The following is a 19,139-nucleotide window of genomic DNA, read 5'->3' as shown; positions in this document are numbered from 1 at the left end:
GGTGACCCGGGAGCGTTGGGGATGACGTGGCGGCTCACTGGGCACCGCCCGTCTGAGCCTGAGCGGCCTCCCGAGCGTCAGCCATCGCCGCCAACTGCGCGGCCATCTCGCGGGCCTGAGACGGAGGGATCACCCACTCGTCAGCGCCACCAGGGAAGATCGTGATGCCCTGGTCGAGGAGAGCCAGCATGTCACCGCCGTCATGCCATCCCATGCCGAGTTCAGCGGGAGCCTCCAGCACGATCGGGACCGTCTCGCCCTCGACGACGACCGCCCGGAAGTGCTGCTCGGGCAGCTTCTCGCCGTCCTCGCTGTAGGCCGTGATGCCGATGTGGACGACGTTGCCTGCGGCGCCGATCGACGGGTGCCAGTAGTTGCCGTCGTGGTAGTCGTTGTCGCCTGAGGTGAGCATCTCGGCGACGTTCTCCGGGGTTGGCGGTGTCGCGGCGACCTTCTCGGGGGTGATGTCGCTCATGACGCCACCCCGGAGAACAGGTCAAGCTGGCCCGACGGCTCGGCTTCCTCGTAGGGCTTCTGCGTCCAGATCAGTGCCGTGCTGACCTTGGCCCCCATGCCGGAGAAGGCGCCTCGTTCGCACGATCGCGCCCTTCCGCATTCGTCGAGGAGTCCGCGCACCTTTTGTACGAGCTTGGAGCGGCCGGTCATCACGATGCGGGGAACCACCGCGCCGATGACGCCATACGGCGCGAGCAGGTGCGGATGGTGGTAACACTCCAGCACGTGTTCGGCCCATGCCTCGCGGCGGTCCGGCAGGGTGAACGGCGGGTTCATGACCACCAGATGGAAGGGCTGCCACGCCCCGCTGGTCGCCTGCCGCGTGACGTCGGCGAGGTACAACTCCAGGGTGGTCTGCACGACCTCGATGCCAGGCGTCGCGCGCAGGGCCGCAGCCCGTGTCTCGCTGGGCTCGACCGCCGTGATGTGCGCTTCGGGCAGGCGCTCCCGGATCGCGCGGACAAGGTGCCCCTCGCCTGCGGAGGGTTCGAGCACACGGACGCCATCACCGAGGGCGTGCCACGGTTCCATCAGCCAGTACACGAGATCGTCGGCGACCTCGGCCGGAGTGGGCCAGAAGGACATTTCCCGGTCTGAGGCTGGGACGGTCATGCCGCACCATCCGCACGGTTGAGCAGTGACGTGAGCACCCGCCGCGTGTTGTCGTCGAGCCCGACCAGGACCTCACGCCCGTCCTTGTCGATCATCCGGACCAGGGTCGCGCCGACGTTCTCCTCGGTCTCCACCATGAACACGGTGGGCGCGATCCTCACCGGATCCTCATGGACCGTGGCGTCACCGATGACGGCCGACGTGACCATCTCCCGCTCGGTCGCGGGCCGGACCACGATCTGCTTCTCGCCGTGGTAGTCGGCCGCTGTGGCGACCGCGAAAGCCTCCATGGCCTCTTCGGCACCCATCGGGTGCGACGGCGCGTCCTGCCCGGGGTACGGGGCGGGCTGGCCGTCCACCAGGACCCGCCACTTGCCGTGGCCGGTTGAGCGGGGCAGAAGGATCATGCCCTCGTCGTTGAGGCAGTCCTCCAGGTCGTCGGCGTCCTCCATGGCGGTGGGCTCACGGTCGCCCGCCTCGTCGACTTCGGCCGCCTGGCGCTGCCACGCCGTAACGGCGCGGGCCACGGCCTCGCGCTTGGCCTGGTACGGGTTCGTCGTCGCGGGCGTCTCGGGGGTTTCGGTGCTCATGCCGCATCCTTCGGGGAGTAGGGGTGCCGGTAGTCGGCGAAGGGGATCAGCTCGTCCTGGGCGAGCGGGAGCACCACGAGCGGGGTGCGTCGAGGCTTGGTGAACGTCTCCTCCCGCTGGGCGGGAACCAGGTGCGCAAGAGCAGCCCAACCGGTCGTGGAGCCGTGAGAGGCGAAGTGACGGCGACGATGGCGGCCCTGGTGGCGGGCGAACGGCGCGGCCGGTAACACGGCGAGACGGCGCCCGGTCACGACTCCGACACCTCGCCCTGCTGCTGGCACCACTCGCCGGCCGCCACCCACAGCAGGCCCTGATCTCCTGCGGTCTCGTGGACGTTGCCGTACTTCGCGGTCATGAACATCGGGTCGCCGCACTTCGGGCACTTCTCCGCCGTGTGGCCGCGCTCCCCCGCCTTCACCGGCCACACCGGCTGCTCGGCGGACGGCTGGTACTGCGACCCCAGGTCTCTGCGGTATCGGGCACGGGTGTCGGCGAGAGTCGCCCTGGTGGCCCGGCAGGCGGTGAGGTCGTCTTGAAGGAGGGCCTCGCGTTCGTCGAGCCAGGAGATGTCCATTTCAAGCTCGGCGAGCCTCTTGTTGAGGTGGTCGGCGTACAGCTTGGTCAGCGGCAGAGGCTCAGGCGTGAAGTGATCGATGTTCGGTCCGAGAATCTGGTCCGTGGTGCTCAAAGTGATCTCCTGTTGGTGCGCTTGTTCGGAGTGGTGCAGTGCGCTCGCCCGACCCCCGTAGGAGAGCGAGCACGGAAGAGTCAGGAGCGAGGGGCGGCGAGAGAGGACAGCCAGTCGGCGGCCATCTGCAGGTGCTCGGCGGACAGCCCCGAGTCAGCAGGGATGTCCACGATCAGGAAGTCGCCGACGCCTGCGTGATCGGCCAGGTAGGCGCGGTCTACGGCATCAAGGTCGTCGTCGAACCACACGAACGGCCTGCTGTTGATGTACATGGCGACGGGCGGCACCTTCGTGTTCACCCACGCCGCTTCGTCGCCCGACATGACGTCGATAACGGGCAGCTTCGGAAGGCCGATCTTCGGGCCGATCTCGCGGTTGGCGTCGTCCGTCCACGTGGTCGCCCACACCAGCTCGGCGCCGGTCTGCTCGGCCAGCTCCAGCAGCATCGGCCCGTGGGACGGGTTGAGTCGCACCCGGTAGGTGCCGTTCCAGCTTTGGCAGGTGTGGCGCTCCCAGCCGGGGCCCGGGTCGATGGTGAGGACGTTGAGGACGCCGTCCACGTCCAGCAGGATCAGCGGGCGGGTGCTCACGACTCACCGCCAGAGGGGACCCCGAGCGACTCGCGCCGCTCGCTGATGACGCGCTTCCACTCGGCGGTCAGGGCCGCCCACCTCTCGTACCTTTCGTTTCCTCCGACAGCAGCGCCGCGCTCAAGGGAGAAGCCGTGCTCAACCAGAGCGGGAGCGTGCGGGTTGTTGTCGTAGGCGTTCTCGCCTACGAGGTCGATCGCCCCTTCGTCGAACTGCTCATCGTCGTAGTGGAGGGGATCGGTGTAAAGCTGGCCGATGACGCACTCGCCGCAGTCGTTGATGTTGAGCGTGTCCAGGTGGATCCGCTGCCACCAGCCGGGGCGCTTCTCGTCCAGTAGGGCGGCACCGCGAGCGACACGCTCAGGGATGTCGAGGAAGGTTGTCTCGGGCATCAGGCACCGTCCAGGGGAAGCTCAGGCCAGCCGGGAGGGTCGAGGGGAAGGGTCTGAACGATCTCGTCGGCAAGTCGGGCGATGTCCTCGAACGCAGTTGGGATGTCCTCACCCGTGATCGCGTAGATCGCGCACATCTCGATCTCGAACGCCCTCGCCATCTGGCATGCCTCGGCTGGTTCGATTCCGCGCCCAATCAGGTAACGCTCCGCGGCGGTTGGGTCGGTCTCCGACCACGGCATGATGGCGTGGGCCATCATCTGCTTGCCGAGATCCAGCGCCATGCTCAGCGCTTCTGGCGCATTGCCGTCGTTGTAGAGCGTTCCGACGATCGCCAGCCGGTCCCCCAACTGGCTCATCCGAGCCCGAGTCGCTGTGCGCACCCGCTGCTCTTCCACCGAGCGATACATGGCCTTGCTACTGGTGAGGAGTTCATCCAGTTCGGCTGGCGTGAGTCGAACCACTGGCAGCCCGAGCGCGTACTCAACGACCTGATCGAAGTCCGCGCCCTGGAAGTACTCCACGCCAGCCGTGCGCGGCCAGCGCTCGGCGCAGAAGTCGATCAGGGCGCGCTCATTCACCTGGTAGCCGGTATGCGGGTCGGAGAACCACGAGCGGGTCACAGAATCGCCGTGCCGTGCCGCGCTCTTCGCGTGCTCGGACAGGCGCTTGTGCGCTTGCTTGGCCTGTCCCACTTTCACGGTGTTGCTTGCGAACTCGATCACGTAGACATGGCGCTCCCGCTCCTGGCGGTGCCTCTCGCGCTGTTCGTTGTCCAGATCGCGCGGCGTTATTGCTGCCATGATCCTGCCTCCTTGGTCAGGTGAACATCTGGTTGTGTGCCGTCACGTCCCCGACCCCCGATAGATGGCGGGGACGTGACGGAGGGAAGATCAGAACGGGTCGTCGTCAGCGACGATCGGATGGCACAGACACGGGCCGTCCCGGCAAGGCGTCAACGGGTCTGTGTCCACCAGTGCGCGTTCGGCCAGCTCGTCCAAGGTCCAGTCGCGGTCGTCGCCCGGCTCATACAGGTCGTCGATGTCGGTCATCGGAGATCTCCTAGGCGGCGAGGTAGACGATGAGGGCCGCGACCACAGCGGCGGCAGCCACGACGGTCAGCACGGCCAGGACCGCGGAGGACAGGCAGCCTCCGGCTCCACTTCGGGGTAGGCATGCTCACGTCGTCTCCTCAGGAAGGTCGGAAGGGGAGCCGTGCGGATCGGCGACGTGGCCGGAAATGACCCACTTACCGTCCGGGCTCGGGTACGCCCACGTGGTGCCGCGCAGCAGAACGGGCACGTCCAGCGGGTCGAAGCCGGTCCGCACCAGGTAGCCGTGGTTGTAGGCCTCGGTGCGGCGCCTTTCGACCCACCCATGGCAGCCCGTCACGCCGCTGCCGCACAGCAGGAGGAGGTTTTCGGCGGTGTTCTCGCCGCCGCGGCCTCGCGGGATCCGGTGGTGGATGGAATCCTCGTCGCGGGGCACCTGGGCACCGCAGCGGACACACCCGTTGTCGCGGGCCTCCACCAGCGCCCGCAGCTTGGTGGACGGTCCGGAGTTCGGCTGCGGGAACTTCAGGTGCCAGCCGTTGCGGCACAACTCCACGTCGAACGGCAGAACGCTCCGCACCCCGAGGGCGTGCATGCGGTCCAGCCGCCGGCGGGCCTCCGCCTCGTTGGCGAACGTCTCCTTGTTGCAGCAGGACTGCACGCGCGTCTTCATCGGCCACGCCCCGGCGTGTCATACAGCGCCTTCGCGTTGACGTTCAACGAACGCATCACTTCGACCTGCGTCTTGACCTGCCACACGTAGTCGGAGGCGTTCTGCCGGATGACCTTCGCCTCCCGGAAAGCCCAGTACTCCTTCGAGATGCGGACCGCGTACCACTCGTCGGCCTGCTTCTGCGTCACCTGGCCGGCCTTGCGGCCCACCTCGGGCGGCTCCTCGCTGGTCGCGAACAGGTAGGCGGTGCGGGCCTCCAGGAACGCCCGCTCAGCGGTGACCTCAGCGTCCCGGGCCCTCATCAGGTTGAGCTGGGCGCGGGCCAGTTCGTTGTTGAGCCGCTTCAGATACACGTCCGTGTCCGCGGGGGTGAGGACGGCGTCCTCGGAGATGAACTGGAACCCGGCCTCGCTGCGCTGGAAGACGTCCGTCATGACTGGCCGCCCTCAGAGTCGGCGGCCTCGTCCTCGCTGTGGTCGAGCGGGTTGTCCTCGGCCGACCTGGTGAACGGCGGCTCGTCGAGGAAGTCGCCTCGGTTGAGCGCCACCATCACCTGGGCGGCCTCTGCGCCGGTCAGATCCTCAGGCTTGGCAATCTCCCGGTCGGCAGCCTTGGACATGTAGACGAGCGCCAAGTCGGGCGACGTGATGCCATTCTTCGACAGCAGCAGCACGATCTGGTTGCGCTGCCTCTTGGCGGACATGCCGTCGGCCTGCTCGGCGTCGCCGTTCTGCGCAGCGACAGTTTCGCGGATGGTCTGGCCCTGGATCGTCTCGCGCGGCGTCTCGTCGTCGAGGTGCTCCATCTCGACGTCGCTGTACATGCCGCCCAGGTCCTCGGGGAAAGCGCGGCGTAGCGCCTTGGCTTCGGCGCACTTTTCGATTTGGCCGTCCGGGCTGGTCTTCCACAGAGCCTTCGGGTTGCCGTCCCGGTCCCGGTCCACGTAGGCGGCGAAGCGGGCCACCCCGGAGAACCGCTTGCCGTTGCGCAGGACGACGACCTTCGCCGCGACCGGCGGCTGCTCAGTCAGCCACACCTCGTGTTGGGCGCCATCAGCGTCGAACCAGACGGTGTCCTCGTACTCGTAGTCGATGCCGGACTTGTCCGCCGCCCGGCGAGCGATCACCCGGAAGCCGTCGATCCCGGTCTGTGGCGTGAACACCTTCCGGCCGGCCCGCTTGTCATAGCGGCCGATCAGATACACCTGCTTGAGGAACGGGTCCAGGTCGCGCCGCTGGCACAGGTGGATGAACCCGGCCAGCTCGGCGTTGGTGCACTCGTGGTCCACGCCCATGCTCGCCAGGACGGCCCGCTGTTCGGCGTTGAACATGGACTGGGTGGGCTGGATCGCCAGCGCACCACTGCCCTGCACGGCGGGCAGGTTGTCAGTCACGGTCATGCCGCAACTCCTCGTAGAAGTAGGTCGGAAAGGTCAGGGAGCTTCTTTTCGGCGACCAGGAACGGCGTCCCACCGCCTTTGGCCTGCCTGCGGGCCAGACGGCGCCCGTCGTAGTAGGCGCGGTGCGCGGACCCCATCGCCTCAAGCAGGCGGGCTCGGACCTTCTGTTCGCGCTCCTGCGCCTCGGCCAGGCTGGTCGTGGCGTCGATGAACTCGACCGCCAAATCCAGGTCCGCCACGAACGACGTGTCCTTGTCGATGTCCGGGTGCAGTTTGCGTACTGCGGCGTACGTGGCCGGGTGGTGGTCCAGGTCCGGCATCTCCCGCCAGTACAGCGACGACAGGAAGTCCTCGGCCTGGTCGCGCATCCACGTACAGTCGAGAGGGTCGTAGCGGACGACGTACTCGCGGAACTCCAGCCGCCCCGTCAGGACGACCACGTACCAGACGTCCAGGCCGAGCGTGTCCATGTACCACTGGACTTGTGGCCGGTAGTAGGCCGGGATCTCGTCCGTGCCGGGATTCCCCCACCCGGACGCCTCAGCGTCGGTCTTCAACTCCAGTCCTGCCCGCACGCCCGGCTCAGGGAAGTGGCCGGGCATGCCGAGCAGGAGCCGGTCCGGGTTCGCGAGCTGGTAGTCCCGCTCGGCGTGCACGTACGTGCCGGCCTCGCGAACCTCGTACTCGGGGTGCTGGTCGGCGAACCATGCCGCGATCCCGGACTCCAGGTAGTGGCCGCGAGCCTGCTCCTTGGTCTGGGTGTCCTTCTGGACCAGGCCCGCCATCAGGCACCACACCGAGTACGGGGACTCCCACGGGGACAGGCCAAGCAATGCCGCGATCCTGGATCCGCCGAGCCGCTGAGCGCGGGCGGCGTCCCATTCGGGCGTGCTGCTCTCCCATCGGCCGATGAAGCGCCCCGTTGGCGTGGGTAGCGTCACTGCTGCTCGTCTCCCTCGTCGTTGGGGGTGTCGTCGCTGTAGTCCGCCTGCTCGCGGCGGAAGTCAGGATCGGTCCACGGCTGCCACGCCGGCTTCGCGTTCTCGGCCAGGTCTTCGCCCTCATGGGCGGCCAGCTCCGAGGCGGACTCCAGGACGTCGATCTCCCGGTGCGGCAGACGGTGCAACCACACCCGCCGACCGTCAGGGGTGCGGGCCTCGCACACCAGCGCCCGGCAGGAGAACGGGCCGCCACACGGAGCGGGCTCGGTGGCCAGCCGGAGTGGCTTGCTCCAGTCCTCCGAGTGGGCGTTCAAGTGGACGTAGATGCGGTGCAACTCGATGAGGTCGCCAGCGTGGGCGTTAGCGAAGGCCGTCATGAGGTCACTCCCGCCGGTGAAGCGAGCGCTGCGGTCAAGAGCCGCAACAGCTCGGGCGTATGCAGCGGTTCGCCCTGCTGCAGTCCGGGCGTCTCGGCGACCGCCCGCTCCAGGTCGGTCCATGACTCGTTCAGGGACAGCCATGCGCCGCCCGCCTGGTGGCGGTAGGAGGAGTAGGTGCGGCCCCGCTTGCCCGGCTTGATGTAGGCCACCACTACATCGGCGGACCCGTCCGGGCGGGTGAGGGTCCGGCGCACTTCGAAGGTTCCGTAGTCCTGCGGGTTGCGGTTCATGTCGTCGCCTCCGCCTTCTCAGCGAGACGGGCAGTCACCGGCTCGCTGGACGCCTCAACGGCGGTCCACCGCCACGACCCGTGGTAGAGCTGCTTCTCGTGCCGGATGTAGACGACCGGCTCCGACCGCAACAGCCTTGCGGCCTCATGCCAGGCGTCCCGGTCCATCCGCAGCCGCCCGTTCCGGATCCCGGCGAGGGACGAGTACCAGGCGACGCCCACGCCCCAGCCGAGCACGTCTCGGCTGCCGGGGATCGCCGCGTACTGCTCAACGTCCAGTTGCGGCTCGTAGTCGCGCACCTGGCCGGAGGGGTGCTCCACCACCGCGACCGCGCCGGCGGGCACGCGCAGGACGGCCACCTCCACCACGGACGGGCGGGCGCCGACCAGAAGTCTCGGGGCGCTCACGCGGGCACCTCCCCGCGCTGCTCAGCAACCTTCACTTCCTCCGCGTACAACCACCGCAGCTTCCGCTTGGAGTACTCGTAGTGGTCGATCTGCCGGGCCACGTCCTCGGGCTCAGGGGGCAGCACGTGCGTCACGACGCCACCTCGGCAGGCTCGTCGCCGCTCTCGTCCGCAACGGGATCGACCAGGTCCCACACCTTGACGGTCAAGCCGCAGTAGGTGCCCTCGACCGCGATCTGCACCTTGCCGTGCAGGTGCGGCCTCTCGGTCACCTCGCACCCCAGCAGGACCGCGTACCGCTTGAGCGCCTCACGGGGGTCGTCCTCGCGGACCAGGTGGCCATCGACCTGGTTGGGGTGGGTGGCGCTGAGCGACCAATTAACGTTCGCCAGCCCCTCCCCGATAAGGGACATCAGGATGGTCGCGGTCCGCTGGTAGGCGATGCGGTTGATCGCGTCGTCGGTGATGGCGTCCCACTCGTCGAGGGGGTCGCGGCGCCACACGATGCGTGAGTCCGGGTAGGAGAAGTTCAGTTTGCGGAACGCCTGCTTGGCGTCGTCGGCGTTCCGGCTGGGCTCGGTGCGGCCGATCAGCGTCTCTCCGTCGCGGATCTCGACGGCGAACTCGGCGAGGCCGAACGGGTCGTATACCGTGGTCATCAGTTCTCGCTCTCTTCGATCAGTCAGTGCTCGTGAGCGGGGATCAGCGGGTCCGGCAGGGTGAGATTTGCCGGGCCCGCAGCCTTGTCAGGGCTTGCGGTGGTGCTTGCCGACGTACTCGCAGTCGTCGATGGCGGTGAGTTCCGAGACGCGCACGGACAAGCCGAGCGTCATCAGGAAGGCACCCCAGCACTCGACGGCGGTCATGCCGCGCCCTCGTTCCTGTACAGGCGGCTCACGCTGCGGTCTGCGACCGGGATGTTGGAGTTCGTGGGCGGCGCGGCGGGTCGCTTCTGCGGCGTCTTCCGCCCAGGCCGCTGCGGTTCACGCCGCTGAGTGCGCGTGGGCACCTCGGCCGGCTTGGGCTGCTGCTTCGGCTGCTGAGCGCCGTTGCGGATGATCTCGGCGATCTGTTCGTCGGTCCACCAGACCTGGCCGCCGATCTTCGTACGCGGGATCAGACCCGCAGCCCCCGCCTTGTACATCCAGCTCGCGCTCTTGCCGACCTTCTTGCCGGCCGCTTCGGCGTTGTGCAGGACGGGCGGAGTCATGCCGACTTCCGTTCCTCCAGCTCGACAACCTCGAAGAGGTCGTCGAACGTGAGTCCGTGATCACGTGCGGCGAGAAGCAGATTGCCCTGGAAATAGGGGCCAGGGTCTGCCCTTCCGTTGAGGACTCGGCTGTAGTGCCCCTGGTCCACTCCGATGGACTCGGCGACCTGTGTGTTGGTGGTGCAGTCGAACACACGCTTGAGGCGTTCACCAGCTCCTTGGCGTAGCCGGATAGTGGCTCCTTGGCTCATGTACATAGACGCTACTCATGTACATGGCGCAACGCAAGACATGACCTGGGATTGACCTGGAACGGTCTAGGCCGTAAGAACTGGTGTTATGAGTGTGGCGCAAGAGATATAGCGCTGACATGGGATTATGCACATATGCAAGGTGGACGGAGCATGCGCATGGCCCTATGCTCTTGTACATGGTCAAGTCGCCAAGTTGGCCCGTTGACCGCTTCCGCGAACTGATCGACCAAATCTTGCGGGACACCGGGCTACCTCAAGTCCAACTCGCCGCACTCGTCCCCATGGACCAGTCCCAGCTCAGTCGCTGGAAGTCCGGATCGAGCAAACCCAAGCCCGAGAGCTTGAAGGCTCTCGGGGAGGCGCTCGCCGAGCACTACGCCCACTTGGGCATAGGACCCGACGAACTGATCGACACCGTGTACCCCCGAGATGCGACCGAGGGTGCCGATCGCGACAACATCCAAGAGGTGCACTCACCCGAGGCTCCGATAGACATCGCCAACATCACGGACCCCTCGCCGCGAGAGTCGATGATCCTTGCGGCGATGGCTGCCGTACATCGCGATCTCCGCCTCCTGCATGAGAAGGTCGACGCCCTCGCGGCCGAACGTCGCGCCGACCGGGAGGAAATCGACCGCGACACGGAAGATCGAAAGGGCGCTTAGGGGCTCCTAAGTTATAACAAAGTCGGACATCTCTGCAGCGGATTGTCACAGAATGAATACGATCCGCCAGGGGATATGGACCCCATAACGTGAATAGGCGTCATATAAGGGTCCCGACAGCTCATAACGGCGAGGGATAAAAACACCAGCACATCTTGGGGAGGTGCGGGCGTTTTGGCGTCCCCACGGAAGAACGAAGTGTCATCGAACGGAGAATCGTCGTACGACAGTTTGATCAGAAGGGCGTTGCGGCTACTTCGCCGGCAGTCCACAGCACGCGAGGAAGTACTCGCTGCGGAATTGGCGCGAGCGTTCCTTGAACGCGACCGCCTCGAACAGCAAGTCATCGCCGCCGAGAACGACGCCCACGCCCAGGCCGAGATCAGCAGAGTGATGCGATCTGGCGAAGGGGAACGACTCCTGGTCGTCCAGTATGACGGCATGACCCTGCGGGCCATCTTGCACGCGTCAGGCAGGCGGGCACCTGCAAGGGAAGCCGCCGTCTGGAGGTGCCTACGCGATACCGCAATCAGGGCGCGGGAGTCCCGTCGTGAACGATGATCCCGAAAACGTTCAGGAGTACCGACGGCAGCGATTAGAGCCTGAGATCGCCGCCATGTCGGTCGAACTCGACGAAGATCAGCTCATTCTGATCGTTAACCTCGATGACCCAACCGCCAGAAAGTCGATCAAAAGGCTCATCGTGTGGCTCGGTACCATCACCCTTGGCTCACTTCTCGAATGGGTGCGGCGATCCTCAAAACGAAATGTGGTCCTGCTCGTAGCAGGATCCGCGACAGTCGCTTCCGCTGCCACCGCCGCAGTAACGGACATGACAAAAGACAGGTCTCCGCACCCGCCGATAGTCGCCCAGCGCACCGTCACCCTCCCTCCCCGACCTGCAGTCACCGTGACAGCGGCGCCCAAGGAACCCCCGGCCAAGCAGACGCCGGCGGCACGCTCCACGAGGTCGCCCGACAGCCTGCCGCCCCGGGGTGCCCTCTCCTCGTCTGCCCTGCCGCCCTCAACGGCCCCTTCGTCCAGCGGACAACCACCTCCGCCACGGTCATCCCCAGCCAGCGCACCGCCGTCCTCCTCTCCCGCCCCGACACGAACCACCGAATCTCCACGGCCAGCCGCGTCGAGCGAGCCGAGCGAGAGGGAGCAAGCGCGCCCGAACCGCACGTCTTCCTCTCCCATGCCTGAGCCGACAACGCCACCCCCCTCACGGCCGACAAAAGAAGCGACCTCGCAAGCGCCAGAGCCCCCGCCTACGCAACCCTCTCCGGGCAGGGACTGCCTCGTCCGCGTGGATCTCGACCCTCTCGTGGACGTCTGTGTGCTGGGCTAGACCCTGCACCCCCGGACAACCCCTCACCTCGCAAGGAACATCATGGCGTTCCACCAAGTACGCAAGGACGGCGTGATCGTCGCACGCTGGAAGCGGGCGGACGGGACGATCGGCACCAAGTCCCGCCACCCAGACACAAACGAGTACTGGAAAGACGGCGACGAGGCCGACGCCTGGGGCGAATGGATGGAAGACCTCGAACAACGAGGCCTCGCCCCCGACTACCGGCGCAAGCCTAAGAAGCAACCCGAGCCTCCCCCCGAACCGGAAGAGGCGGACGAAGCCGGCGTCACCGTCAACGAGTGGTTCGCCCGCTGGTGGACCGGGCTCGATGTCGGTCTACGGTCCCGGGGCAACTACGCCTACCTGTTCCGAGCCCACGTACTGCCCGAGTGGGGCGAGACGGCACTCAGCGACATCAAGGCCAGTGACGTCAACACCTGGGAACAGCGCATGATCCGAGCTGGGTACGCGCGTGACGGAGTCGCCTCCGGCGCCCGCACCCGGCTCGCGACGCTGCTGGGCGACGCCGTCACTGAAGGACTCATTGGCAGCAACCCCGCGCTGCGGCAGCGCCACCGAGGCCGCCGCTCCGGTGTCGGTACAGCCGGCCGCGGCAGGGAGAAGACCGCCATCACGCCGTTCGAGGCCATGTGCCTGTGCGAGCGGATGGGTGTCCTGTCCGGGCGGGACGACGAGTTCATCTTCGGCGTCACCCTCGCCTTCGGCGCGCTGCGGTACGGCGAGGGGATCGGCTTGCAGCGCGAGTACGTGAAGCTCGGCAGGCTTCGCGTCGACTGGCAGCTCATCGAGGACGGCGGCAAGTTCTACCTCGGTCCACCGAAGGACGACTCCAACCGGGACGTGGATCTGCCTCCGTTTCTACAGGAATTGCTGAACCGGCAGATCGCCGCCCATCCGGATCAGCGGTGCCGCTGCAAGCCGGTCACGATCGAGGGCCAGGACGAGCAGCCGTGCCAGGGCGGTGGCGCGTTCGTCTTCCTGGGTGAGCGTGCCGGTCATCACCGCAACAGCAACTTCGCCCGCCGCGTGTTCGACCCAGCGGCCGACGGCTGGTACCCGACGTCGAAGGGCAGACGTGGTACGAAGAAGCACCGCGAGGAGGACCGGAAGATCGGCGTGGCCTACAAGCCGGTCCTGGTCGAACTGGACACGCCGTGGCCGGGATCCCCGCTTCCGGCGTGGCCGGCCGCCGTACCTGGACATCCGTACGATGCTCCGCGGGTACTTGGCTACCAGCGTCGCCCGCTCGGGCTCGGCGTGAACGCGGCATCGTCGAAGGCGGACCTGGTGGCGTTCGCCATCCGGCAGGGCATTCCCGTGGAGCAGGCGCGGGACCTGACGCGGGAGGCCATCCTGGATCTGTTCGTCCGTTCGCAGTACGTCTCCGAGAAGGCTCCAGTGGCGTCGTGGGCGCCCATCACGGAAGGGTTGAGGCCTCACGATCTCCGGCATGCGCACAGCACGTGGCTGATGGATCTAGGGACGCCTCTGCAGCTTCGCGACGACCGGATGGGGCACGCCTCGCCGGAGATGCGAGGAATGCGCGGAACCTACACGCACGTGTCGCGGGAGTCGCGGGCGTGGCTGCGGGAGCAACTGGAGCGGCTGTGGCAGGACGCGCTTGCGCGGCGAGCGTGGTTCGGTCTCCACTCGCCCGTCAAGATCTTGGATGAGTTGCTGGCTCCGTTCCGTGACGGGAAGCGGGAGCCGATCGCTCCGTACGAGGCTCGCGGAGAGGTGCTCCAATTCCCTACCTCGCGTGCGGGTTAATGGCCTCTTTTCGCGAATCCATCGCGAAAACGTCCTAACGATCAGAAACGCCCGGCTCCGAGTGATCTCGGACCGGGCGTTTTGCCTGTTCAGACTGCGAGCCCCCAAACGGAATCGAACCGTTGACCTTCTCCTTACCATGGAGACGCTCTGCCGACTGAGCTATAGGGGCCTGTCCGGCGCTGCGGACAGGTGTAACCATACACGGCACTCAGCGATGATGCGAACTCGTTCGGGCCGCCGGCGATCTCTCCGCACGCCGCCGCGCGGGCATCTCGATGACCTCGCACAGGTCGGCCAGATCAACGTGCCTGGCCACCTCGGCCACGGAGGTGCAGTCGGCGACCAGCCACCCGTTCCTGCGCACCCGGAGCACCTGCCGCCCCGCCCGTACCGCGCCGACGACCTCGTACCCGTCGAGCCCGACCCATCGCCTGTCCATAGCGGCACACACTAGCCGTGGGGTCTCTCATTTTTTGCCGTGCCACAGGCGTTACAGGCATACCGATTCGGCACAGGTCCCCGTTCAGTACCGGAAGAACCCGGCGAAGTCCTTCTTGCGGCCGATCTCGTCGACGCGCACCACGGCTCCGGTCTCGGGCGCGTTCATCATCTTCCCGCCGCCCAGGTAGATGCCGACGTGATGGGTCTTCACCGACCGTTTGGTGATCTTGCCGAAGAAGACGAGATCCCCGGGCTTGGGCGAGGAGACGCGGCGCATCCTGCGTACGTGGTCGTCGGTGTTCCCCGGCCCGAGCACGTCCTCTCCGTGCGCCAGCGCGTACACCCACCGCGCGAACCCCGAGCAGTCGAGCCCGCGCGTCCTGGCCGCCGGGCAGGGCTTGATCCGCCCCTTGTATCCCCTGCACGTGCCCTTGGACGGCCCTGGGGACGCGGCGTGGCCGCCGCCCCACGAGTAGGCGATCCCGCGCTGTTCGATCTCGTACGAGAGCCGCACGATCAGCGGCGGCATGGACAGCCCGAGGGGCACGGAGGCCGTCGCGGTCAGCAGGAGCAGCGTCGCTGCCAGCGCTGACCGCCGCCTCATCCTCTGCCCTCCCAAAAGCCCTGCTCTTGGGATTTATCCTGCCCTATCGAGACTTAAGAGTGAGTTTCACCGAACCAACCGTCACGTACATGCCAACGGTGCCCTTCGACTTCCTCGGCTTGGTGGTGAACGTGAAGGTCTTGTTCTGCCCGCGCGGCAACTCGCCGACCGTGCAGCGCACCGCCGTGCCGCTGAAGTCGCAGCCCGGCGCCCGGACCACGGTCTGCCCGCCGAACGCCCTGCCCGACAGCTTGATGTCCTTGACCGGGTGCGGCCCCGTGTTCTTGATGGTGACCGTGTAGGTCTTCCTGCTCCTGGCCTGGCCCGACACGCTCACCGACGCGGGCGGGTTGGCCAGCGTGGCGAGCTGCGACTCCGTGCCGTTGAACGTGTTCCCGCCGCCGACCAGCGGCCCCTTGTCGGCCGACTGCCAGAACGTCCACCTCTTCCAGCTCTTCGGCAGCTCACCGGGGTCGCTGCCCCAGCGGGCCAGCCAGAGGGGGTTGGACTTGAACTTGGTCGAGTTCCCCGTGCACGTCTGCCACCAGCTCGTGGTGGTGTAGATGATCGCGTGCCGGCCGGTGGCGTCGTGGTACTTCTTCGTGAAGTCCTTGAGCCAGGTGACCATGTCCTCGACGGACAGCCCGTAACAGTTGTTCTTGCCGTTCGTGTCCTTGTACGGATTGTCCTCGATATCGAGCACTCCCGGCAGGGTCCGGCCGTCGCTGACCCAGTTGCCGCCGTGCTGCAGGAAATAGTCGGCCTGCGTTGTCCCATCGGTTTCGTGCGGTTGCGCGAAGTGATAGGCGCCCCTGATGAGCCCGGCCGCGGCGGCCCCGTCGTACTGGGCGCCGAAACGCGGGTTGGTGTAGTCGGCTCCCTCGCTGGCCTGCACGAACGCGAACTTTCCGCCTCCGGCGGCAACGCTCGCCCAGTCGATGTCGCCCGTCCAGTTGCTGACGTCCACACCGGGCACTCCGTCGGCCGCGTGCGCGACGCCGGTCATGCCGACCGTAGCAATTGCCGCTAATAACAAGAGACGTTTCACGCGGGAGATCATTGCGGAGCCACGCACAATTCCGCAAGTCCGGGAATATCAATTACCTCCGAGGTGCGGACCCGATAGACGGGGCCGAGCCCCAGGGGCCGCGCCCCGGCCGTCCATTCCCGCCACCGTTCGTCCCCGGCCTCGGCGTCGAAGTGGATGGCGTGCCGTACGCGCCGCTCGTACCGGAGCCTGGCCAGCTCGGGCGGCACGTCGCACCAGACCTCGCGCACGCGCGGGCCCGGCTCCAGGCCCGCCCGTTCCAGCCCGGCGAGCACCACCGGCCGCAGCGGCGCCAGCCAGGGGCTCTCCAGTACGGCGCCGCGCCCGGCCGCGGCCAGCAGCGTCCACATGCTCTCCCCCGCGGCCATTCCCAACCGTCTGCTCCACACGCGCGGCGGCACGGACTCGGGCCGTTCCAGCACGTCGGCCAGCGTCTCCTTGAGGTCGTCCTTGCTGATGACCTGCCAGCCGAGCGCCCGCCCGAGCGCTCTGGCCACCGTGGTCTTGCCGGAGCCCGGCAGTCCGTTGACGAGCACGACACATTCGCACATGTGCGAAATATTTGCAGAATGCGATGAAACCGCACTTCGGGGCCTCGAAATCGGCCACGTCAGAGACACCGCTCCCGACGGTGTTCGTGCAGGTCAGAGCCGTTTATGAATGTCACATTCGCGTTTGCCAAATCAGCTTAAGGCTGCACAAACTGGGTTCGATCCTTGAAGCACGCCCCGACCAGGGGTTTCTTCGCCATGCCCGGAGGAAGGCGACCATGATCCATACCCGGGGGCTCACCCGAGTGTTCACCGTCAAGAAGGAGAGCGTGGCGGCCGTCCGCGGCATCGACCTCGACGTGGAGGCCGGCCAGCTCGTCGCGTTCCTGGGGCCGAACGGCGCCGGCAAGTCCACCACGCTGCGCATGCTCACCACCCTCCTGCCGCCCACCTCCGGCACCGCCACCGTCGCCGGCCACGACGTGGCCGGGGACCCGGCGGGGGTGCGGGCCCGCATCGGGTACGTGGGGCAGCGCAACAGCGCGGGCGAGGATTACCTCGTCCGTGACGAGCTCGTCTCCCAGGGCCGCTGCTACGGCCTGCGCCCGAGGGAGGCCGCCGCCCGCGCCGGCGAGCTGCTCGACCTGCTGGACCTGACGCCGCTGGCCAAGCGCCTGCCCGGCACCCTGTCGGGCGGCCAGCGCCGCCGTCTCGACATCGCCCTCGGCCTGATCCACCGCCCCGACCTGCTGTTCCTCGACGAGCCCTCGACGGGCCTCGATCCCAAGAGCCGCGCGGAGATCTGGGAGCACATCCTGCGCCTGCGCGAGACGTACGGAACCACCCTGTTCCTGACCACCCACTACCTGGAGGAGGCCGACAGCATGGCCGAGCGGGTGGTGATCATCGACGGCGGCCGGATCATCGCGGACGGCACCGCGGAGCAGCTCAAGAACGACCTGGCCGGCGACCACATCGTGATCACCACCGGCACCGGGCACGAGGCGGAGACGGCCGCGCAGATCGGCGGCGGCGCCGCCGACGGCCTCACCGTGCGGCTGCGGGTGGCCCAGGCCACCGCCGCGCTGCCCGGCTACCTGCGGACCCTGGACGCCGCCGGCATCAAGGTCGTCACCGCCGAGACCATCCGCCCGACCCTCGACGACGTGTTCCTCACCCTGACCGGGAGAAGCCTCACCGATGACGACGTTCCTGCGTGACACCACCACCGTTTTCTCCCGCGAGATCAAGCCAAGCCTGCGCAACCCGGCCGGCCTGCTGTTCGACATGGGGCAGCCGCTGCTGTTCCTGTTCCTGTTCGGGTCGCTGCTGGACGGGGCCGTCGGCGCGTCGTGGCAGTGGTTCGTGCCGGGGATCCTGGTCATGATGTGCCTGACCGGCCCGATGAGCGCCGGCTACACGCTGCTGGTCGAGCTGATCGGCGGCGCGATGGAGCGCCTGATGGTCACGCCGCTGAACCGGACGGCGATGCTGGTCGGCAAGAGCGTGAAGGCCGTGCTCACCCTGCTCGTGCAGGCGGTGCTGATCATCGCGCTGGCGATTCCGCTGGGCTTCGAGCTGCACCTGACGGGCGTCCTGGCGGCGCTGCTGCAACTCGTGATCTTCAGCGTGGGGCTGGGGGCGCTGTCGTTCGTGCTGGCCATCAAGTCGGCCCCGGGCGGCACCCTGTTCTACGTGGTCAGTCAGTCGATCATGTTCCCGCTGCTGCTGCTCTCGGGGGTGCTGCTCCCGCTGGAGACCGCGCCTGCCTGGCTGCGGACGCTCGGTCAGCTCAACCCGGTCACCTACCTCGTGGACGCCCAGCGCGCCCTGTTCGCGGGCGACCTGGCCGACCCCGCCGTCCTGTACGGCACCGCCGCCGCCTGCGCCATCGCCGCGATCGGCCTCTACCTGGGCAACCGGGCGCTGCGCCGAGGTCTTTGAACCGTTTTGACATCCGTTTCCCGTCGCCACCAGAGTGAGCTGGTGACTTCTGTGGTGGCGACGCGGACGGTGCCCTGGATCCCGGTGGCGCACCGCCTCGACGTGATCCTTACCGAGACCCTTCCCCCGGCCGAGCGGACCACGTCGGCGTTCGCGTTCGTGTCGGACTCCGGCGGCCGGACGCTGATGACGTACGTGGACAGGGCGGGCCGCGGCTGGGACATCCCGGGCGGCCACCTGGAACCGGGCGAGAGCCTGGCGCAGGCGGCGGCCAGAGAGCTGTACGAGGAGACCGGCCTGCGCCTGCCGCCGTCCGACCTGTCGATCTTCGCCTGGCAGCGCATCGAGCTGCTGGAACCGCCGCCGGCCGGCTACCGGTACCCGTCGCTGGCGTACATGGCGATGTTCCGCGCGGTGCTGCCGGAGCCGGGCGCGCCGACGCGGCCCCCGGCGGGCTCGGAGAGCACCCGCGCCGACTGGCTGCCGCGCGGGGAGATCGAGCGCGTCTGCCCCGAACGCACCTGGCTGCCCCTCCTGAGGGGGTGACCCGCACGATCCGCAACACCGGCGACACCGCGCTCACCGCCCGCCAGACGGTCACCGTCTCCGGCGTCCGCGCCGATCGCATCGACGACTCGCCCCAGCTCGTCGAGGCCACCGCCACCGCCTGGGCCGTGCCGTGGTGGCCCATCGTCGCCGTAGTCTGCGGGTGCGTGGCCGTGCTACTGCTCAGAAACAAAAAACGGCAAGCGGAACGTACGCCGCTTGCCACTCTTAACGTATAGCGCACCGGGGGGCTTGCGGC

At 67.5% G+C, this 19,139-nt stretch carries 30 protein-coding genes and 1 tRNA gene; 6 read left to right on the top strand and 25 right to left on the bottom strand.

Features of this window, described 5'->3' with window-relative positions; translation table 11 throughout:
• Positions 1–34 precede the first annotated feature (34 nt).
• From FXF51_RS05745 to FXF51_RS05660, 20 genes are all read right to left on the bottom strand, one after another.
• The gene (locus tag FXF51_RS05745; RefSeq protein WP_148433197.1) at positions 35–475 is read right to left on the bottom strand and encodes a hypothetical protein; all 441 of its coding nucleotides are present in this window, start codon (positions 473–475) and stop codon (positions 35–37) included.
• The gene (locus tag FXF51_RS05740; RefSeq protein WP_148433196.1) at positions 472–1,128 is read right to left on the bottom strand and encodes a hypothetical protein; all 657 of its coding nucleotides are present in this window, start codon (positions 1,126–1,128) and stop codon (positions 472–474) included. Before FXF51_RS05740 ends, FXF51_RS05745 begins: the two co-directional genes overlap by 4 nt.
• Positions 1,125–1,718, bottom strand: coding sequence for a hypothetical protein (locus FXF51_RS05735; RefSeq protein WP_148433195.1), 594 nt, complete (start codon positions 1,716–1,718; stop codon positions 1,125–1,127). The genes FXF51_RS05740 and FXF51_RS05735 overlap by 4 nt, the downstream gene beginning before the upstream one ends.
• The gene (locus FXF51_RS05730; RefSeq protein WP_148433194.1) at positions 1,715–1,969 is read right to left on the bottom strand and encodes a hypothetical protein; all 255 of its coding nucleotides are present in this window, start codon (positions 1,967–1,969) and stop codon (positions 1,715–1,717) included. Before FXF51_RS05730 ends, FXF51_RS05735 begins: the two co-directional genes overlap by 4 nt.
• Positions 1,966–2,406, bottom strand: coding sequence for a hypothetical protein (locus FXF51_RS05725; RefSeq protein ID WP_148433193.1), 441 nt, complete (start codon positions 2,404–2,406; stop codon positions 1,966–1,968). Before FXF51_RS05725 ends, FXF51_RS05730 begins: the two co-directional genes overlap by 4 nt.
• Positions 2,407–2,486: 80 nt before the next feature.
• Positions 2,487–2,996 carry an HAD domain-containing protein gene (locus FXF51_RS05720; protein ID WP_148433192.1) on the bottom strand — a complete coding sequence of 170 codons (510 nt, stop codon included), beginning with the start codon at positions 2,994–2,996 and terminating at the stop codon, positions 2,487–2,489.
• The gene (locus FXF51_RS05715) at positions 2,993–3,388 is read right to left on the bottom strand and encodes a hypothetical protein (RefSeq protein WP_148433191.1); all 396 of its coding nucleotides are present in this window, start codon (positions 3,386–3,388) and stop codon (positions 2,993–2,995) included. Before FXF51_RS05715 ends, FXF51_RS05720 begins: the two co-directional genes overlap by 4 nt.
• Positions 3,388–4,191, bottom strand: a complete 804-nt coding sequence (locus FXF51_RS05710) for a hypothetical protein (RefSeq protein ID WP_148433190.1) — start codon at positions 4,189–4,191, stop codon at positions 3,388–3,390. The genes FXF51_RS05715 and FXF51_RS05710 overlap by 1 nt, the downstream gene beginning before the upstream one ends.
• 90 nt (positions 4,192–4,281) lie before the next feature.
• Positions 4,282–4,440, bottom strand: a complete 159-nt coding sequence (locus tag FXF51_RS60545) for a hypothetical protein (RefSeq protein ID WP_187414201.1) — start codon at positions 4,438–4,440, stop codon at positions 4,282–4,284.
• A 127-nt stretch (positions 4,441–4,567) separates the two neighbouring features.
• Positions 4,568–5,113 carry an HNH endonuclease gene (locus tag FXF51_RS05705; protein WP_148433189.1) on the bottom strand — a complete coding sequence of 182 codons (546 nt, stop codon included), beginning with the start codon at positions 5,111–5,113 and terminating at the stop codon, positions 4,568–4,570.
• Positions 5,110–5,547 carry a hypothetical protein gene (locus tag FXF51_RS05700; RefSeq protein ID WP_148433188.1) on the bottom strand — a complete coding sequence of 146 codons (438 nt, stop codon included), beginning with the start codon at positions 5,545–5,547 and terminating at the stop codon, positions 5,110–5,112. The genes FXF51_RS05705 and FXF51_RS05700 overlap by 4 nt, the downstream gene beginning before the upstream one ends.
• Complete coding sequence (gene bet / locus FXF51_RS05695; protein WP_148433187.1) at positions 5,544–6,512, bottom strand: phage recombination protein Bet; 969 nt, start codon at positions 6,510–6,512, stop codon at positions 5,544–5,546. The genes FXF51_RS05700 and bet overlap by 4 nt, the downstream gene beginning before the upstream one ends.
• Positions 6,509–7,453 (bottom strand): YqaJ viral recombinase family protein, encoded by a 945-nt coding sequence (locus tag FXF51_RS05690; protein ID WP_148433186.1) that lies wholly within the window; start codon positions 7,451–7,453, stop codon positions 6,509–6,511. The genes bet and FXF51_RS05690 overlap by 4 nt, the downstream gene beginning before the upstream one ends.
• Positions 7,450–7,830 (bottom strand): hypothetical protein, encoded by a 381-nt coding sequence (locus FXF51_RS05685; RefSeq protein WP_148433185.1) that lies wholly within the window; start codon positions 7,828–7,830, stop codon positions 7,450–7,452. The genes FXF51_RS05690 and FXF51_RS05685 overlap by 4 nt, the downstream gene beginning before the upstream one ends.
• Complete coding sequence (locus tag FXF51_RS05680; RefSeq protein WP_148433184.1) at positions 7,827–8,123, bottom strand: hypothetical protein; 297 nt, start codon at positions 8,121–8,123, stop codon at positions 7,827–7,829. The genes FXF51_RS05685 and FXF51_RS05680 overlap by 4 nt, the downstream gene beginning before the upstream one ends.
• Positions 8,120–8,530, bottom strand: coding sequence for a hypothetical protein (locus FXF51_RS05675; protein WP_148433183.1), 411 nt, complete (start codon positions 8,528–8,530; stop codon positions 8,120–8,122). The genes FXF51_RS05680 and FXF51_RS05675 overlap by 4 nt, the downstream gene beginning before the upstream one ends.
• Entirely contained in the window at positions 8,527–8,664 is a 138-nt protein-coding gene (locus FXF51_RS60540; RefSeq protein WP_187414200.1) for a hypothetical protein, read from the bottom strand. The genes FXF51_RS05675 and FXF51_RS60540 overlap by 4 nt, the downstream gene beginning before the upstream one ends.
• Positions 8,661–9,188 carry a hypothetical protein gene (locus tag FXF51_RS05670; protein ID WP_148433182.1) on the bottom strand — a complete coding sequence of 176 codons (528 nt, stop codon included), beginning with the start codon at positions 9,186–9,188 and terminating at the stop codon, positions 8,661–8,663. The genes FXF51_RS60540 and FXF51_RS05670 overlap by 4 nt, the downstream gene beginning before the upstream one ends.
• A gap of 203 nt (positions 9,189–9,391) precedes the next feature.
• On the bottom strand, positions 9,392–9,739 hold the full coding sequence (locus tag FXF51_RS05665) for a hypothetical protein (RefSeq protein WP_148433181.1): 348 nt from the start codon (positions 9,737–9,739) through the stop codon (positions 9,392–9,394).
• Positions 9,736–9,990, bottom strand: a complete 255-nt coding sequence (locus FXF51_RS05660) for a helix-turn-helix domain-containing protein (RefSeq protein ID WP_148433180.1) — start codon at positions 9,988–9,990, stop codon at positions 9,736–9,738. Before FXF51_RS05660 ends, FXF51_RS05665 begins: the two co-directional genes overlap by 4 nt.
• 119 nt (positions 9,991–10,109) lie before the next feature.
• On the opposite strand from FXF51_RS05660, the gene FXF51_RS05655 reads away from it, so the two are divergent.
• Both FXF51_RS05655 and FXF51_RS05650 read left to right on the top strand, forming a co-directional pair.
• Entirely contained in the window at positions 10,110–10,658 is a 549-nt protein-coding gene (locus FXF51_RS05655) for a helix-turn-helix domain-containing protein (RefSeq protein ID WP_148433179.1), read from the top strand.
• A gap of 1,393 nt (positions 10,659–12,051) precedes the next feature.
• The gene (locus FXF51_RS05650; RefSeq protein WP_148433178.1) at positions 12,052–13,803 is read left to right on the top strand and encodes a tyrosine-type recombinase/integrase; all 1,752 of its coding nucleotides are present in this window, start codon (positions 12,052–12,054) and stop codon (positions 13,801–13,803) included.
• A 99-nt stretch (positions 13,804–13,902) separates the two neighbouring features.
• On the opposite strand, the gene FXF51_RS05645 is transcribed toward FXF51_RS05650, so the two are convergent.
• The 5 genes from FXF51_RS05645 to FXF51_RS05625 form a co-directional block, all read right to left on the bottom strand.
• Positions 13,903–13,975 (bottom strand) — tRNA-Thr (locus FXF51_RS05645).
• Positions 13,976–14,014: 39 nt separating this feature from the next.
• A complete protein-coding gene (locus FXF51_RS05640) occupies positions 14,015–14,245 on the bottom strand; it encodes a transposase (RefSeq protein WP_148433177.1) in 231 nt (76 codons plus the stop codon).
• An 84-nt stretch (positions 14,246–14,329) separates the two neighbouring features.
• On the bottom strand, positions 14,330–14,851 hold the full coding sequence (locus FXF51_RS05635; protein WP_148433176.1) for a C40 family peptidase: 522 nt from the start codon (positions 14,849–14,851) through the stop codon (positions 14,330–14,332).
• A gap of 43 nt (positions 14,852–14,894) precedes the next feature.
• Positions 14,895–15,857, bottom strand: coding sequence for a lysozyme (locus tag FXF51_RS05630; protein WP_262379307.1), 963 nt, complete (start codon positions 15,855–15,857; stop codon positions 14,895–14,897).
• Between the two features lie 50 nt (positions 15,858–15,907).
• Positions 15,908–16,450 (bottom strand): AAA family ATPase, encoded by a 543-nt coding sequence (locus FXF51_RS05625; RefSeq protein WP_148433174.1) that lies wholly within the window; start codon positions 16,448–16,450, stop codon positions 15,908–15,910.
• Positions 16,451–16,668: 218 nt separating this feature from the next.
• Between FXF51_RS05625 and FXF51_RS05620 the strand changes: the two genes are divergently transcribed.
• Genes FXF51_RS05620 through FXF51_RS60535 form a run of 4 tightly spaced genes read left to right on the top strand, consistent with a single transcriptional unit; the run spans position 16,669 to position 19,119 of the window.
• Positions 16,669–17,610, top strand: a complete 942-nt coding sequence (locus FXF51_RS05620) for an ATP-binding cassette domain-containing protein (protein ID WP_148433173.1) — start codon at positions 16,669–16,671, stop codon at positions 17,608–17,610.
• The gene (locus FXF51_RS05615; protein ID WP_148433172.1) at positions 17,591–18,334 is read left to right on the top strand and encodes an ABC transporter permease; all 744 of its coding nucleotides are present in this window, start codon (positions 17,591–17,593) and stop codon (positions 18,332–18,334) included. Before FXF51_RS05620 ends, FXF51_RS05615 begins: the two co-directional genes overlap by 20 nt.
• A 42-nt stretch (positions 18,335–18,376) precedes the next feature.
• Positions 18,377–18,880, top strand: coding sequence for an NUDIX domain-containing protein (locus FXF51_RS05610; protein ID WP_222871137.1), 504 nt, complete (start codon positions 18,377–18,379; stop codon positions 18,878–18,880).
• Positions 18,877–19,119: a hypothetical protein gene (locus FXF51_RS60535; RefSeq protein WP_187414198.1), complete on the top strand. Its 243-nt coding sequence runs from the start codon at positions 18,877–18,879 to the stop codon at positions 19,117–19,119. The genes FXF51_RS05610 and FXF51_RS60535 overlap by 4 nt, the downstream gene beginning before the upstream one ends.
• The last annotated feature ends 20 nt before the right edge of the window (positions 19,120–19,139 follow it).

It is taken from the genome of Nonomuraea sp. PA05, assembly GCF_008086045.1.
Classification (GTDB): domain Bacteria; phylum Actinomycetota; class Actinomycetes; order Streptosporangiales; family Streptosporangiaceae; genus Nonomuraea; species Nonomuraea monospora.
This window is presented reverse-complemented; position numbering and strand designations above follow the sequence as displayed.

Bases quoted from the DNA above. Each gene is read 5' to 3' on its own strand.
- FXF51_RS05635 (WP_148433176.1), bottom strand. From the start codon at position 14,851: ATGAGGCGGCGGTCAGCGCTGGCAGCGACGCTGCTCCTGCTGACCGCG.
- FXF51_RS05715 (WP_148433191.1), bottom strand. From the start codon at position 3,388: ATGCCCGAGACAACCTTCCTCGACATCCCTGAGCGTGTCGCTCGCGGT.
- FXF51_RS05660 (WP_148433180.1), bottom strand. From the start codon at position 9,990: ATGAGCCAAGGAGCCACTATCCGGCTACGCCAAGGAGCTGGTGAACGC.
- FXF51_RS05620 (WP_148433173.1), top strand. From the start codon at position 16,669: ATGATCCATACCCGGGGGCTCACCCGAGTGTTCACCGTCAAGAAGGAG.
- FXF51_RS05680 (WP_148433184.1), bottom strand. From the start codon at position 8,123: ATGAACCGCAACCCGCAGGACTACGGAACCTTCGAAGTGCGCCGGACC.
- FXF51_RS05640 (WP_148433177.1), bottom strand. From the start codon at position 14,245: ATGGACAGGCGATGGGTCGGGCTCGACGGGTACGAGGTCGTCGGCGCG.
- FXF51_RS05685 (WP_148433185.1), bottom strand. From the start codon at position 7,830: ATGACGGCCTTCGCTAACGCCCACGCTGGCGACCTCATCGAGTTGCAC.
- FXF51_RS05705 (WP_148433189.1), bottom strand. From the start codon at position 5,113: ATGAAGACGCGCGTGCAGTCCTGCTGCAACAAGGAGACGTTCGCCAAC.
- FXF51_RS05625 (WP_148433174.1), bottom strand. From the start codon at position 16,450: ATGTGCGAATGTGTCGTGCTCGTCAACGGACTGCCGGGCTCCGGCAAG.
- FXF51_RS05665 (WP_148433181.1), bottom strand. From the start codon at position 9,739: ATGACTCCGCCCGTCCTGCACAACGCCGAAGCGGCCGGCAAGAAGGTC.
- bet (WP_148433187.1), bottom strand. From the start codon at position 6,512: ATGACCGTGACTGACAACCTGCCCGCCGTGCAGGGCAGTGGTGCGCTG.
- FXF51_RS05740 (WP_148433196.1), bottom strand. From the start codon at position 1,128: ATGACCGTCCCAGCCTCAGACCGGGAAATGTCCTTCTGGCCCACTCCG.
- FXF51_RS05670 (WP_148433182.1), bottom strand. From the start codon at position 9,188: ATGACCACGGTATACGACCCGTTCGGCCTCGCCGAGTTCGCCGTCGAG.
- FXF51_RS60545 (WP_187414201.1), bottom strand. From the start codon at position 4,440: ATGACCGACATCGACGACCTGTATGAGCCGGGCGACGACCGCGACTGG.
- FXF51_RS05630 (WP_262379307.1), bottom strand. From the start codon at position 15,857: ATGACCGGCGTCGCGCACGCGGCCGACGGAGTGCCCGGTGTGGACGTC.
- FXF51_RS05700 (WP_148433188.1), bottom strand. From the start codon at position 5,547: ATGACGGACGTCTTCCAGCGCAGCGAGGCCGGGTTCCAGTTCATCTCC.
- FXF51_RS05735 (WP_148433195.1), bottom strand. From the start codon at position 1,718: ATGAGCACCGAAACCCCCGAGACGCCCGCGACGACGAACCCGTACCAG.
- FXF51_RS05615 (WP_148433172.1), top strand. From the start codon at position 17,591: ATGACGACGTTCCTGCGTGACACCACCACCGTTTTCTCCCGCGAGATC.
- FXF51_RS05650 (WP_148433178.1), top strand. From the start codon at position 12,052: ATGGCGTTCCACCAAGTACGCAAGGACGGCGTGATCGTCGCACGCTGG.
- FXF51_RS05655 (WP_148433179.1), top strand. From the start codon at position 10,110: ATGGGATTATGCACATATGCAAGGTGGACGGAGCATGCGCATGGCCCT.
- FXF51_RS05710 (WP_148433190.1), bottom strand. From the start codon at position 4,191: ATGGCAGCAATAACGCCGCGCGATCTGGACAACGAACAGCGCGAGAGG.
- FXF51_RS05745 (WP_148433197.1), bottom strand. From the start codon at position 475: ATGAGCGACATCACCCCCGAGAAGGTCGCCGCGACACCGCCAACCCCG.